This window comes from Endozoicomonas sp. ALD068, assembly GCF_049310145.1.
GTDB lineage: Bacteria > Pseudomonadota > Gammaproteobacteria > Pseudomonadales > Endozoicomonadaceae > Endozoicomonas_A.
Genome location: NZ_JBLYNU010000004.1, coordinates 2,265,886 through 2,279,661, shown reverse-complemented (window position 1 = coordinate 2,279,661; position 13,776 = coordinate 2,265,886). Strand labels below are relative to the sequence as shown.

Here is a 13,776-nt window from a genome sequence, read left to right as displayed (position 1 = left end):
CTGATTTTTAAAAGTTAAAACAAAAGCATCCGTGCCGTGACAATTCATTTTAAGGGCGCTACTCATCCTAAACCGGAAATTTCATAAATAAAGCTAAAACGTTTTCCAAAACGATATGAAATTTACATCTTTGGATTGTTTGTTTATTGCAGCCGGTAGCGCTACTTTAAAACACAGATTACCGGCTTGTGGAGGTTTCAGGACAAACGACAATGTTTTATATTATCGAAGGGTTATTCGTCGGGAATAGCTCAAGAGAATGAATGCTCAGTATTCAGCTGATGGTGTTCTGAGCATCTGAAGCCAGAGGTACCTCCTGTTAATGTGCAGGTACCCTGGTTTAAGTACTCAACCCTACGAAATCATACTTTCTGACTCATTGTTCAGGCACTCTGACTGCGTTGCAACTCTGGTCACATAGCTTGCTATGTTCCCGTCATTGCGCCTTGCAGAGCACCTGCCCAATAAGCCAGAAATATTCGATTCCGTATGGCTGAGTACTTAGAGTTCACTGGCAGTTAGACACTTTTTAAAATTGCAGTTCCTGTTTGGGATCCACTTCGTAAGGCAGTGGCTGACAATTGAGTTTTTGTCCTTCACCGCCATCCAGTCGAATATCATTTTTCTGGGCGGATTCAACTCGAATCACCGCCAGCAGCTCTGTTCCCTGTCCGGTTTGAACGCTTTCAATCACTTCACCTATAGCTTTGCCTGTGCTATTGAACAGGTGCGTATCAGGTTCCAGCCTCAGCTGTTGGTCTGAGCTGAGGCGATAGCAACGACTCTTAAGCTGCCCCAGATTTTGCATGCGGGCAACTATTTCCTGGCCGGTGTAGCAGCCTTTTCTGAAGCTGACACTTTTCAGTGAGGGCAGGTTGAGATGCTGCGGAATGTAATTATTTGCGGTTTCCGGTGACAGGCAGGGCTCGACTGCGAGACAGTCCAGCAGCTGCCAGTGCTGATGCCCTGCGGGTGAGAACTGCTCAGTGAGTTTGTCCCAGAGTGTTGCCAGATGCTCGAAGGTAATCCAGAGTTCAAAACGATTCAGGCTCCCGGAAACATTCAGAAGCCAACCCTGCTGATCAATATTGAGCGCGCTGTTGCCATCGGGAACATCATTAAAGAGACTGGCAATTTTCTCTTCAACAGCATTTCCGGAAAGCCCCAGACAAACATACTTCTGGTCAGGGGTCAGTTCGGTTTTATAAAAAACAGCGTATTTTCCCAGGCCGGTCCGGGTGCTCTCAACCAGCCCCTGATGCATAGCCATCATAAATTGATCTTCACCGGCCATGAGCAGTCTGAAGCTGGTGAACATTCTACCTTTGGGGGTGCAGGCCGCTCCCCCGCAAAACTGGTCAGTCGCAAGCGTATCAAGATTGCAAGTGAGTTGTCCCTGGAGAAATTTCAGACTATCCGGGCCAGAAACCTGCAAAAGTGCTTTTTGATCCAGAACAGATAATATCGGGCTTTCCGGTTCGGCTGCTGGAGAGGCCTCACCAAAGTCAAGCAGTTTGCCGTTTTCATAACGAGCGCCCCGTTCAGTAAAAAACTGTTGGAATCTTTCTTCTTGATCGTTAGTCATGATCCATTCTCTGCAATGTTTCGAAAGTATGCTGATTTCAGTATCCCCGCTGGCTGGCAATGGATACAGATAAGGGCGGGTGAATGTTAGTCGTCATAATATAGAGTATTCAGGACTCTAACTAAACCGTATAATACTCGTCGCTGGAAACAAGATGCTTGTCCTGTCTACTTTTAGACAGGCTTCTGGTCCTGTGACAAGACTTTCTGTTCCTGTTTATCGAACTCAATCAAGGGAGTATTGCGATAATGTTGAGCGCTGATGATTTCAGACGCCTGCAATGGCACAGTCGACGCGGTATGCTGGAGCTGGATGTCTTGCTCGAGCCCTTCACCAATCAGGTTTTTAAAAAACTCTCTGTGGAAGATCAGTCTGTCTACTTGAAATTAATTGATTGCGAAGATCCGGACCTGTTTGCCTGGTTTATGGGAGAAGGTCGTCCTCAGGACCCTGGGCTGGCAAGTATGGTGGACAAAGTTCTGCAATATGCCCGTAGTGGTTTAGCGAGTGGTTTGAAGAATGCGGTTAGCATCCAATGATACTCTGATTGAAGTGCGGGCAGGCCTTTCTGTTCGTCACTTCATACTGGCTGTTTTCTGTTATCTGCTTGCCAGTCTGGCACTGTTTTTCACCTCTCTTGATTTTACTTACTCCCTGTTGTTTTTTGCAGGCCTGAATGCCTATGCCATTCATTATTATCTGTTGCGGCTAAAAAAGAGTATTGGCACTAGCGTGCTGGCTATTCGCTGGCATGGAGATCGATGGTTTATCGAGACTCATAAAGGTTGGCAGACATGCCGACCAAGGGGGGAATGGCTGGTATTGCCATGGCTGATGTGTCTGAGATTTCGTGGGGAGGATGAGCGAAATTATTCAGTGAATTTTTTCAAAGACTCTGATCACCCTGAATCGCTGCATGCTTTGAGGTTGCGCTTGCTGTTGATGACTGAAGGAAGAAATTGACAGCCACTGAATCATAGGGGGCTATTCACCGAACAGGTTTCGCTGGAATCTATAATGTTGTCTCTCGAGTCGACGATCCTGATACTTGACTATCATTATTGCAAAACCCATGCAACCTAGACCAATCGCGACGACTAACGCCAAAGCACAATGGATTGAGCAGGCAGGTTCAGGTTTTGCCAGATTTCCGTTTCTGTCTCTATTTCCATTTCTGTTTACATATTCAGTATCGGTCTGAACTTCAGTGAGCTGATGAATTCCATCGCCATCAATCCTGTACTCCAGCAAATATCCGTTTTCGTCACTGAACGAAAAGTAATTCGGCTCCAGGTCAAGACTTAACGTTGCCAGAGTCATCCCGTCTTGATCTTTGGTAATAATCTCTGTACCAACATTTTCAGGAATGGCCGCTAAGGCGTCTGGCAGTATATCTCTTGTTGAAGAGGATATTGATAAAGACCGGATTGGAGAAGGGTTGATTGTTGTATACGTCATTAGACCAGTGTCAGACAGGGTAACCGAGGTTCTTTCAGCCCTTGCTTTCCAAACGACTTCAATCGAATAATCCAGCTTTTTTTCCAAGCTTAGAATAGGTTTGAAGGGCTTAAACTCACCCCTTTTTGGGATCAAACCCTCTGGCCCGGTGTTATTATGGGAAGTCAAGTTAGCATTTATAAAAGTATTGTTTGAAGACTGGCCTGAATGAGGTGTTAGAATCGTGCTATTAGTGTCAGTAGCGTTGGTGACTGAAACCGGTAAGTCAGACTTATTTAAAACGTTCTGCAAACAGATCGGCGCAGCCGATGGACTGGAAACAGCTGTATCTATAACACTGTCTTCACTCTCTTCATAGTAGCCAAGATACAATTTTGAGGAATCGACCGGGTTTTCAATTAAAACCAGATGGAACAAAACCTCCTGTAATGAATGCCCCCTGAGTGTGTAGTAAAGAAAATCAGACTCCTTACTTTGAAAGCGGACTTTTGACTCAATTTTGTAAATTGGCTGACTCCCCCGCATGGACCTACCCAGCGGGTTTACGGAGACAGATATTTTTTTAGAGGTAGTCAGGGAGTAACCTTTCAAGAATTTTGTGAGTTTAATTCTGGCTCCTGATGCTAATGAATTTATGTAGTTTGTTAGCTTGTGAGTGCCTCCTGAAGAGCCGCCATCTCTTCGCGCTTCCCTTTTGTCCCTTTCAGAAACAACGTCACCTTCTTCATTAACGTCGTACTCATAAGAGTCGTATGGCAACAAACTATTTGCTCCGATCTTATCATTCCCAGCCCAAAGAGAAGAACAAAAAGGGAGCAGCAGAGCCAAAAGCAGGCTTGAAAATATCTTCATAAATTATGGTAACCAGCTGAAGAGGTTAAAAACCAAAAGAAAAAGTTGTTCGCCGGAAACAACAGCTGACCCGGATGCTCAGACTGGTGGGAAGCTTAGACAGCATATTTTTACTTGTCCAATAAAGAAGTCGTCGATTGCATGAATGGTACTCGTGTTTATTTCAGGTTGCGCTTAGTATTGATGAATGCCGGTGCTTCCGTGCACCAAACTATCTGTTAAATGTCGTTAAAAAAGCTATTACAGTAGAGACTGCCATCAGTGCTGCAACTGGAGCAAATGAGAAGCGTATAAAAAAACTCAAGGATTTGCGTAAGGTCTCTTCTCCCAATGATTCTCATAATAGTGTATTAATGCGAGTGCACCGACGTAGAGTAATAGAAGCCCAGCAACCACTGAGCCAACCACGATTAGACTGGTATCATCAGGTCCTTCTTGAGAGGTGAAAACAATTCTGCCTTGATTCTCATATTCAGTTTCGGTATGAATTTTAGTGAGCTGATGAATCCCGTCCCCATCAATCCTGTACTCCAACAAATATCCGTTTTCATCACTGAATGAAAAGTAACTCAGCTCCAGGTCAAGGTTTAATGTTGCCAGAGTCATCCCCTCTTTATCTTTGATAATGATCTGTGTGCCGACATTTTCTGGAATGGCCGAGGCGTCTGGCAGTATTTCTCTCTTCGAAGAGGCTATTGATGAAGACTGTGGTGATAAAGACTGGGTTGGTGAAGGGTTGATTGTTGTATACGTCATTGTACTGGTGTCAGACATGGCAACAGACGTTATTTCAGACTTTGATTTCCAGACGACTTCGATTGAATAATCCTGCTCCTTTTCCAAACTTAGAATGGGTTTGAAGGGCTTAAGCTCACGTCTTTTTGGCATCAGACCCAGCGATCTGGTGGTGTTGTGGGATGTTAAATTAGCATTTATAAAAGTGTCGTTTGAAGTCTGACCTGAATGAGGTGGTAAAACCGTGCTATTGGTTTCAGAATCATTGGAAACCGGCGTTTCAGACTTATTTAAAACGTTCTGCAAATAAATGGGTGCAGCCGTTGAACTGGAAGTAGCTGTATCTATAACACTGTCTTCATCCTCTTCATAGTAACCAAGATACAATTTTGAGGAATCTTCCGGGTCTCCAATTAAAACCATATGGAACAAAGTATTCCGTAATAAATATCCCCTGAGTGTGTAGTAAAGAAAACCAGACTCTTTACTTTGAAATTGGACTTTGGACTCAATTTTGTTTACTGGCTGACTTCCCCTCAGGGACCTGCCTATCGGGTTTACGGAGACAGATATTTTTTTAGAGTTGGTCAGAGAGTAACCTTTCATGAATTTTGTGAGTTTGACTTTTGCGCCTGATGCTAATGATTTTATGTAGTTTGTCGCCTTATGACTGCCTCCTTTGTAGCCGCCTCCTTTGTAGCCGCCTCCTTTGTAGCCGCCTCCTTTTGAGCCGCTTCCCTTTGAGCCGCTTCCCTTTGAGCCGCTTCCCTTTGAGCCGCTTCCCTTTGAGCCGCTTCCAGAGGATCCACTGCCCCTTCGCGCTTCTCTTCTGTCCCTTTCAGGAACAGCACCAACTCCTTCGTCAGCGGCGTATTCCTGAGGATCGTATGGAAACACACCGTCTGGTCTGATCTCATCATTCACAGCCCAAAGAGAAGAACAAAAGGGCAGCGTCAGGGATAAAAGAAGGCTAGAAAGTAACTTCATGATTTTTACAAAGCACCTGAAGGATAAAAAATCAAAGAAAATTTTATTTTCCGAACATAATAGTTTTGTCAGATGTTTATGGTAGCAGGAAAATTCGATATCACATTGTTATCTGTCCAATCAAAATACATGAGCACTCTCTCTGGTTGTACGATATTCCAAACCACTACAAGCTCTGCGGAAAACGGTTTACAGAAATTCCAGTAGCCATATTGTCTCGCTCTTCTGAGCGGATTGTTTAGCAGAACGACATTGGTATCAGGGTCAAAAATTATTGTCCTGAATGTGCATACGGGAGGAAATGGTTGGTTTTTCGACATAGCCATCTGCACAAGGTAGACGCTGTGTTTAGTTATTGATGAACGCAGCGACGAATATCTGCTTATATTGCTGCCATAACGAATACTGGTGTTTCACTGCTCCAAACAATCAGTTAAATTTCGTTATAGAGGACATGAAAGCTGTAATTGCCACTAATGCTGCAACCGTTGGCAAAAGAGAGCGTATAAATAAACTCAGGGTCTTTTTATAAAGGCACTTCATCAAGTCTCGCAGGGGAACGATTCTTACGATGGTTTATAAATGCTACCAAACCAACACAGCCTAATCCAAATGCGACAAGTCCGGCAATAAAATTACGCATGATGTCAGGCTCAGGTTTTTCCGGATCAGGATTAGATCCGTTTTTTTTCACATATTCAATATGAGTTTGAATTTTAGTGAGCTGATGAATCCCGAACCGATCAATTCCGTACTCTAGCAAATATCCGTTTTCATCACTGAGCGAAAAATAACCCGGCTCCAGATCAAGGTTTAATGTTGCCAGAGTCATCCCGTCTTTATCTTTGATAATAATCTCTGTGCCGACATTTTCGGAAATTTCTGCCAATGGGACTGGCTGTATTTGTTTTGTCGAAGACAATATTGATGAAGACTGGACTGGTGAAGGGTGTATTGATGAAGACACGGTTGCTGAAGTACTGGCTGCTGTAAACGTCATACTACTGGTGTCAGACATTACAACTGACGTTATTGCATCCTTTGATTTCCAGACTACTTCGATTGCATAATCCTGCCCTTTTTCCAGACTTAGTATGGGTCTGAAGGGCTTAAGGTCAGGCTCTTTCGGCATCAAACCCTGTAACCCGGCGGTATTCCTGGAAGTAAGATTGGTATTTATCAAGGTGTCGTTTGCAGACTGCCCTGAATGAGGTGGTAAAACAGTCTTATTGGTGCTGAATCCATTGATTTTGGAAGCCGATGTGTCAGACTTTTTCAGAACGTTTTTTAGAAAGATGGACGCAGGAGTTGAACTTAAAACAGTGGTATCAATAACACTGTCTTCATCCTCTTCATAGTAACCAAGATACAATTTTGAAGAGTCTTCTGGTTCTTCAATTAAAACCAGATGGAACAAAGGCTCCTTTAATGCATACCCACTGAGAGTGTAATAAAGAAAATTAGACTCTTTATTCTGAAAGCGAACTTTGGACTCAATTTTGTTTATTGGTTGACTCCCTTGCATGGTCTTAGCCAACGGATTTATGGAGACAGATATTTTTTTAGAGGTGGTGATCAAGTGGCCATTCATGAATTTTGTGACTTTAATTTTGGCTTTATGATTATATGGCGGCAGGCCGTCGTCAAAAATTTCATTATTCGCAGCCCGGAGAAAAGAGCAAAAAGGCAGCATCAAGGCTAGAAACAGACTTGAAAGTATCTTCATGAATTATAAAAACCATCTTAAAGGATAAAAGCCAAAAACAAAGGTTGTTTTCTGGACGCAATAGCTTGCTTGAATGCCAGGAGCAGCGGGAAGCTTAGACAGCACATTTTTACCTGTCCAGTCAAAACCCTAATGAAAGATTACGAAACGGACTGATTAAAGTTCATTGTGCCACAGCAGGTAAATAGTTGAGTACTTATGTTCTTTATTTTTTAAAAATATGATCGATCGCACAGTGATGGTCAATATTGGTCTATCCTTGTTCATTCGCAGGTTGGGTTTGCCTTGAATTGCAACTGAATGGATTGTGACTCTTGTCACTTTGAGCTGGCTTTCGGTGAGTATTTCAGAGTGTTGTCCAGATTGTAATTTTTTATGCCTGGCCACGATGGGCAGGAGCAAACCTGGTGTATTGAGTCATACCGATTGTGATAACAAAATGACCTCTATCGATAACTTACCTTCTGCTCCGGAACTCTCCAGTGACTTCATGCATTTTATGGAGCACGACCGCATGCAGGCCTGGGGTGTGCATGATTGCCATGCCAGAGCGTTCTATATGAATGAGCACTCTCTTCGGTTGTACGGTATTCCACGCCGCTACAAACTCTGTGGAAAACGGTTTTCAGAGATTCCAGCACCCATATTCTCTCGCTGTGCTGACCAGATTGTGGAGCAGAACAACATTTGTATCAGGGAAAAAAAAGAGATTACTGTCCTTAATGTGCATCCGGGAGGAAATGGCTGGTTTGCCTACATTTCCAGGAAAAAACCTCACTACAACCATCTGCACCAGGTAGACGGTGTGCTCAGCCATGGTTATTCGGTGACGCAGTCATGGATGAAAGCAGCCATGAACATCCGCTGTCTGATGAAGCTGGACGGTCGAGCCAGAGGTCAGTCAACATTTCGTGTGGGTGTCATGCCCAACCTGAGTCCCAGAGAGTCCGAGGTGTTGTTCTTCCTGATCTGTAATCAGCAGATCAAGCAAATTGCCGGCATTCTGTCACTGTCTGAAAACACTATCCGGTCCCACATTGAGCATCTGAAGAAAAAGTTTGATGTGCATTCCATCGCCCAGTTGATAGAGGCAGCGATTTCTGTGGGCTTTCATGACTTCCTGCCTCCTACTTTACGTCTCAGAGAGCTGTCTATGATTATGGCTAACGATCGGTGATGCACCTGGAGCCTGACCGGGCACAGACTGTCCTACGCGGCAACTGCTCCTGCGTTGCCGCGTAGGACAGTAGTCTGAGAGGCTTTTTGACGGGTGCTATTCTGAAACGGGCTCCCAGAAGCGGATAGATGATATGTGATGCTTTTTTGCAGACCTATTGAGATTAAGTTAAGTCATTTTTTTGCAACATTACTGATGAATTTTTCAGAGAGTTAGCTATGGCTTTGTCCCAGAAAAAGGTAATAGCGATTACATCAATGGGCGGACTCCTTGAAGCCTTCGACTTTACTGTGTATGCGTACATGGTAGTCTATATCTCTCAGGTTTTTTTTCCAGCTTCTGGTACTACCAGTTCACTCATTAATACCTTTGTAACTTTTGCGTTTGGGTACATTTCCAGGCCACTTGGGGCTATCGCCTTCAGTCACTGGGGAGATCGCCATAGCCGTAAATCCAGTTTTACGGTCACCATTCTCTTAATGGCTATCTCAACATTATTGATTGGCCTACTACCCGGTTACGCTCAGTGGGGGCTGTTGGCACCTGTACTCCTTGCTGTTTTACGTTTTTTGCAAGGGTTTTCTTTTGCAGGTGAGCTCTGTGGTGCTTTCGTTTATCTCTATGAAACCGTCCCTGCTCAATCAAAGGGTTTTGCTGTCAGTATCCTGAGTGCAACCACTATGGCTGGAACTCTTCTGGGTATTGGCCTGCAAGGGGTTCTTGTTTATCTGTTGACGGTGGAGCAAATGATTGATTGGGGCTGGCGAGTGCCCTTCATACTGGGTGGATCTCTTGGGGCTGTCAGTTATGTCGTCAGAAGACATTTTGTGGAGCCGGAAGCTTTCAGGCTGCTGTTGGCTCAGGGTGAAGCAGAGAGAGTGCCAGTGCGCACCCTTTTCAAGCAATACAAGTCAAAAATTTTTACCGGGTTTCTGCTGGTTATGCCGGTGCTGGTTGCTGTGACAATCCTGGTACTGTTTATGCCTGGCTATCTGACAGGGCTGCTTGATTATTCGGCCAGAGAAGTGGCGGTGGCCAACGGGATCAGTATGTTTGTCGGAGTGCCTGTGTGCCTGCTGACGGGCTGGCTGGCTGATCGGTTAGACAGGCGCTATCTGATGCTGGGGTCTTCTTTTCTGATCGTTGTGATGGCCTGGCCACTTTTTCATTGGTATGCTTCTGGCGATGCGAATCTGCCGGTGACTGCTCTCATTGGAGCCATCTTATGGGGAAGTATTGATGCTATTTCCTTTTTGTTGCTGGTATCGGCCTTTCCAGTAAGCATCCGTTTTACCGGAGTGGCTTTCGTTTACAACATAGCTGCCATGATTTTTGCCGGATTTGGCCCGGTTATCTCAATGGGGTTGATTCGAGTGACAGAGTTGCAGGCAGCTCCAGCATTTTACCTGATGGTCGCTGGGGTTGTCGGCTGTCTTGGGGCGATGCTGATAGCGCCGGAACAGAGAAGGAACCATGCTCCTGTTTCTAAAGAGCCGAAACCCGGGGCTTAGAAAATGTCTGGCCTGCGAGTCTGTGGATTTCAGCCCTTTGGAGGTATTAAAACTTAATTGCGTTTTCCGGCACAAAATTTTCCGGTATCAGGGTAGTTTCCTTGCTGTGATCCTGTGTGAACGGGAAGTCCAGGTTGAAATGCAATCCCCGTGACTCTTGCCGGGAGAGAGCGCATTCAATAATCAATTCCGCAACCTGAGACAGATTTCTCAATTCAATCAAGTCATTGCTGATCTTGAAGTTGCTGTAAAAATCATGAATCTCATGCTGTAACAATCTGGAGCGGTTTCTGGCTCTTAGCAGGCGTTTGGTCGTTCTGACAATGCCAACGTAGTCCCACATGAAGCGTCTGAGTTCGTCCCAGTTGTGTGAGATGACAACATTTTCATCAGAGTCGCTCACCAGGCTGTCGTCCCACACCGGAATTTCAGGGCAGGGAGGTTGATCGGCGATGGTGCGGTTGATGTCTTCGGCACAACTTCTGGCGCTGACGAAACATTCCAGCAGTGAGTTGCTGGCCAGACGATTGGCACCATGCAGGCCGGTAAATGAACATTCACCGATGGCGTAAAGTCCCGGAAGGTCCGTTTGACCGTTAAGGTCAACAAGAATGCCACCGCAGGTGTAGTGGGCTGCCGGAACGATGGGGAGAGGTTCACGGGTCATATCAATCCCGTATTCCAGACACCGTTCATAAATATTCGGAAAGTGGGAAGTAATAAAATCCCGTGGCTTGTGACTGATATCCAGAAACAGACAGTCTGCACCCAGCTTTTTCATTTCATGATCGATGGCTCTGGCAACAATATCTCGGGGGGCCAGCTCGCCACGGTGGTCGTAGTCATCCATAAAGCGTGTTCCATCAGGGCGAACCAGCATACCTCCTTCTCCTCGAACCGCTTCAGATATCAGGAAGGATTTGGCCTTGGGATGGAACAGACAGGTGGGATGAAACTGGTTGAACTCCAGATTGGCAACCCGGCAGCCCGCACGCCAGGCCATAGCAATACCATCTCCGCTGGCACCATCGCTGTTAGTGGTAAAAAGATAGGCTTTGCTGGCTCCGCCACTGGCAATAGCCTGTGCACGTCCACGGAACAGTTTTACCTGGTCTGAACGAATATCCAGCACATAGACCCCGACGCACCTTTGCTCATCCAGGCCCAGTTTGTTGGTAGCAACGACATCGATGGCCAGGTGGTGCTCATAGAGATGAATGTTGGGTTGTTTTCTGGCTTTATCGATCAGGGTTTCTGAAATGGCTCTGCCGGTCGCATCGGCAGCATGAATAATTCTTCTGGTGCTGTGACCGCCTTCACGGGTCAGGTGAAAATTAAAGTTTTTTTCATCTTCTTCATCACGGGTAAAGGGGACACCCTGGTTAATCAGCCACTGGATGCTGGCATTACCCTGTTCTACAACGTGCCTGACAGTGGACTCCCTGCAGAGTCCTGCACCTGCAAGAAGTGTGTCTTCTATGTGTTTGTCCAGGCTGTCTTGTTGTGTGTCCAGAACAGCAGCGACACCACCCTGGGCCCCGGCTGAAGAGCCGGCCATTAGCTCACCCTTACTGAGAATGGCGACTTGAAGTTGGCTGTCCAGGTGCAGTGCTAGTGTCAGTCCCGCTGCGCCACTGCCAATGATTACTACGTCATAGTCAAGTATTGGATGCATGTATATTCTCTGATCCTTTTATAACAGACTGCTGGGTCTGTACCGGGAGTCTGTCACTGACAGACTCAGGTCTGAAAAATATTATGAACACGGGCAGGGAAATTATCCACTGGGCATCAATAGACAGTGGAGATTCCTGTGTCTGAAGCTGGACATAAAGTGAATATGGTCGTTTTACAGGTGAAACTGGAACTAAGAATCATGGCGGTTAAACTCACTTCCATCTAAAGCTGTGTCATAGGTTGCCGATGGTCTGTACGGAGAATATCACTCACCTTTGCAGTGAAAATCATTACGCTCCCTGAGGTTCGTAATGCAGTCTTCGCTTTTGGCGGTATATAAAGCAGACACAACGTACGGCGTTATAAAACACTGAAAAATCGGTATCTAGTATATAGAAATTATGGCGAGCACTATAGTACGCTGTGATAGTCCGAATCAGTTTTCAGCCGATACTGTGAATTTTTTTGAATGAGTTCGGGAACTTTCTGGCCAAAACATGGTCTATATAGAAGAAAATAGAGTTCACAGCACAAGCATGTGTTTGTGGAAAGGGGGGGAGTCTGGTCAGCCGGGATGCCGATTTGTGGTCGGTCAGCTGACTGTCTCATATTTCCATTCCTTTCCCTTTTGCCCATGTGTTTTCTGCAATAGTGGGAGACCCCCTCTATGGTAGAACAACCACAGGCGGACAAGCAGCTCGTTGAGCGCGTTCAGAAGGGCGATAAAGCGGCTTTCGATATGCTGGTTCTCAAGTATCAGCATCGTGTACTGGGTCTGGTAGGTAGTTACATTACTGACTATCAGGAAGTGCAGGATGTAGCTCAGGAAACGTTTATTAAGGCCTATCGGGCAATAGACAAGTTTCGCGGCGACAGTTCTTTTTATACCTGGCTGTACCGGATTGCTGTGAACACTGCCAAGAATCATCTGGTTTCCAGGGGGCGCAAGATTCCGGAGTCTGAGATTGATGTTCATGATGCAGATTTTCTGGACACTACAACGTCTCTTCGAATGGTTGATACCCCCGAGAGAAATCTTTACCGGGATGAGATTGAACGGGTTATCCATGATGTAATCCGTCGTCTGCCGGATGAGTTGCGAACGGCTGTCGTGCTGAGGGAGTTTGATGGTCTCAGCTATGACGAAATTGCTAATGTTATGGATTGTCCCGTCGGTACGGTAAGATCAAGAATCTTTCGTGCCAGAGAGGCGATTGATAAGGAAGTCGAGCCACTTTTGCGTCGCGGTCCATAACTGGCCGTTAAGGCCATGAGTGAAGAAAATGATTTCCTTATGGTGATCATTTTCGTGTTATGTTGATTGATATTGTTGATACTTGATGCATCGGGTATCAGACAGGTCGGATGACCGGAGGTATGCCTATGAGTGAGAAGACACCTCACAATCATGCCCAGGAAAGGTTGAATGAGTCACTGTCAGCAGCGATGGACGGTGAAGCTGGAGAGTTTGAACTGCGTCGGGTGCTTGATAATATCGGCAGCGATGAAGATCTACGGGGCAAAGCTCGCAGGTATCAGATAGCAGGTGACGCGCTGCGGCGAGAAACCAACGAATTTATGAATATCGATCTGTCAGCCGGTATTCGCGACCAACTGGAGGCTGAGCCACCTCATTCTCTGGCTAAAGAAAGATCTGTAACCGGTTACAGCGTCTTGAAGGGTGTTGGGCATTGGTGGTCTAAAGCGGGGCGACTAGCGGTAGCTGCTTCTGTTGCATTGGCTGTGTTGCTGGGTGTAAAAAATTACCACACCACTCCGGAAGCTTTACCTCTGGTCACATCGGTAACTGATCAAACGACACTGTTGCAGCCTGTGCAGATCATGCATAATGGCTATGGTGCTGCCGGGATCCAGGCGGGATACAACTCTCGTCAGCATGACAGCATTACCCCGGAACAACTTGCTCAGGCCCAGAGCCTAGCAGACAGGGCTATTAAGGAACGTTTCAGGGCTTATGCACTTCAGCATGCTGAAATGAGTGCCATGAATTCAGGACAGGGAATCCTCCCTTTTGCACGCTTGACCACTTTTGAATCACAATGAGTTT

11 protein-coding genes are annotated in these 13,776 nt (G+C 45.8%); 6 read left to right on the top strand and 5 right to left on the bottom strand.

All coding sequences use genetic code 11. From position 1 onward, the window contains the following. Positions 1-529: 529 nt before the first annotated feature. Positions 530-1,585, bottom strand: a complete 1,056-nt coding sequence (locus ACO6V5_RS08145) for a YgfZ/GcvT domain-containing protein (protein WP_422133526.1) — start codon at positions 1,583-1,585, stop codon at positions 530-532. Positions 1,586-1,833: 248 nt separating this feature from the next. Between ACO6V5_RS08145 and ACO6V5_RS08140 the strand changes: the two genes are divergently transcribed. Continuing rightward, the gene (locus ACO6V5_RS08140) at positions 1,834-2,124 is read left to right on the top strand and encodes a succinate dehydrogenase assembly factor 2 (protein ID WP_422133527.1); all 291 of its coding nucleotides are present in this window, start codon (positions 1,834-1,836) and stop codon (positions 2,122-2,124) included. Next, positions 2,105-2,548 (top strand): hypothetical protein, encoded by a 444-nt coding sequence (locus ACO6V5_RS08135; RefSeq protein WP_422137842.1) that lies wholly within the window; start codon positions 2,105-2,107, stop codon positions 2,546-2,548. Before ACO6V5_RS08140 ends, ACO6V5_RS08135 begins: the two co-directional genes overlap by 20 nt. A 21-nt stretch (positions 2,549-2,569) precedes the next feature. Here ACO6V5_RS08135 and ACO6V5_RS08130 read toward each other — a convergent pair whose 3' ends face one another. The 3 genes from ACO6V5_RS08130 to ACO6V5_RS08120 form a co-directional block, all read right to left on the bottom strand. Beyond that, on the bottom strand, positions 2,570-3,805 hold the full coding sequence (locus tag ACO6V5_RS08130) for a hypothetical protein (RefSeq protein ID WP_422137843.1): 1,236 nt from the start codon (positions 3,803-3,805) through the stop codon (positions 2,570-2,572). Between the two features lie 390 nt (positions 3,806-4,195). Further along, the gene (locus ACO6V5_RS08125) at positions 4,196-5,617 is read right to left on the bottom strand and encodes a hypothetical protein (protein ID WP_422409028.1); all 1,422 of its coding nucleotides are present in this window, start codon (positions 5,615-5,617) and stop codon (positions 4,196-4,198) included. Positions 5,618-6,143: 526 nt separating this feature from the next. Continuing rightward, the gene (locus ACO6V5_RS08120) at positions 6,144-7,343 is read right to left on the bottom strand and encodes a hypothetical protein (RefSeq protein ID WP_422409026.1); all 1,200 of its coding nucleotides are present in this window, start codon (positions 7,341-7,343) and stop codon (positions 6,144-6,146) included. A 412-nt stretch (positions 7,344-7,755) separates the two neighbouring features. On the opposite strand from ACO6V5_RS08120, the gene ACO6V5_RS08115 reads away from it, so the two are divergent. Continuing rightward, positions 7,756-8,520, top strand: a complete 765-nt coding sequence (locus ACO6V5_RS08115; RefSeq protein WP_422409024.1) for a helix-turn-helix transcriptional regulator — start codon at positions 7,756-7,758, stop codon at positions 8,518-8,520. 218 nt (positions 8,521-8,738) lie between these two features. Further along, positions 8,739-10,031, top strand: a complete 1,293-nt coding sequence (locus tag ACO6V5_RS08110) for an MFS transporter (RefSeq protein ID WP_422409022.1) — start codon at positions 8,739-8,741, stop codon at positions 10,029-10,031. Positions 10,032-10,077: 46 nt separating this feature from the next. Here ACO6V5_RS08110 and nadB read toward each other — a convergent pair whose 3' ends face one another. After that, positions 10,078-11,706, bottom strand: coding sequence for an L-aspartate oxidase (nadB, locus tag ACO6V5_RS08105; RefSeq protein WP_422133534.1), 1,629 nt, complete (start codon positions 11,704-11,706; stop codon positions 10,078-10,080). A 669-nt stretch (positions 11,707-12,375) separates the two neighbouring features. Here nadB and rpoE point away from each other — a divergent pair. Together rpoE and ACO6V5_RS08095 are read left to right on the top strand one after the other, a co-directional pair. Then, positions 12,376-12,963 carry an RNA polymerase sigma factor RpoE gene (gene rpoE, locus ACO6V5_RS08100; protein WP_422133535.1) on the top strand — a complete coding sequence of 196 codons (588 nt, stop codon included), beginning with the start codon at positions 12,376-12,378 and terminating at the stop codon, positions 12,961-12,963. A gap of 128 nt (positions 12,964-13,091) precedes the next feature. Beyond that, a complete protein-coding gene (locus tag ACO6V5_RS08095) occupies positions 13,092-13,772 on the top strand; it encodes a sigma-E factor negative regulatory protein (protein WP_422409019.1) in 681 nt (226 codons plus the stop codon). Positions 13,773-13,776 lie beyond the last annotated feature (4 nt).

Excerpts from the sequence above, each read along its gene's own strand:
- ACO6V5_RS08140 (WP_422133527.1), top strand. The coding sequence starts at position 1,834 with ATGTTGAGCGCTGATGATTTCAGACGCCTGCAATGGCACAGTCGACGC.
- ACO6V5_RS08145 (WP_422133526.1), bottom strand. The coding sequence starts at position 1,585 with ATGACTAACGATCAAGAAGAAAGATTCCAACAGTTTTTTACTGAACGG.
- ACO6V5_RS08120 (WP_422409026.1), bottom strand. The coding sequence starts at position 7,343 with ATGAAGATACTTTCAAGTCTGTTTCTAGCCTTGATGCTGCCTTTTTGC.
- nadB (WP_422133534.1), bottom strand. The coding sequence starts at position 11,706 with ATGCATCCAATACTTGACTATGACGTAGTAATCATTGGCAGTGGCGCA.
- ACO6V5_RS08125 (WP_422409028.1), bottom strand. The coding sequence starts at position 5,617 with ATGAAGTTACTTTCTAGCCTTCTTTTATCCCTGACGCTGCCCTTTTGT.
- ACO6V5_RS08110 (WP_422409022.1), top strand. The coding sequence starts at position 8,739 with ATGGCTTTGTCCCAGAAAAAGGTAATAGCGATTACATCAATGGGCGGA.
- rpoE (WP_422133535.1), top strand. The coding sequence starts at position 12,376 with ATGGTAGAACAACCACAGGCGGACAAGCAGCTCGTTGAGCGCGTTCAG.
- ACO6V5_RS08135 (WP_422137842.1), top strand. The coding sequence starts at position 2,105 with ATGCGGTTAGCATCCAATGATACTCTGATTGAAGTGCGGGCAGGCCTT.
- ACO6V5_RS08095 (WP_422409019.1), top strand. The coding sequence starts at position 13,092 with ATGAGTGAGAAGACACCTCACAATCATGCCCAGGAAAGGTTGAATGAG.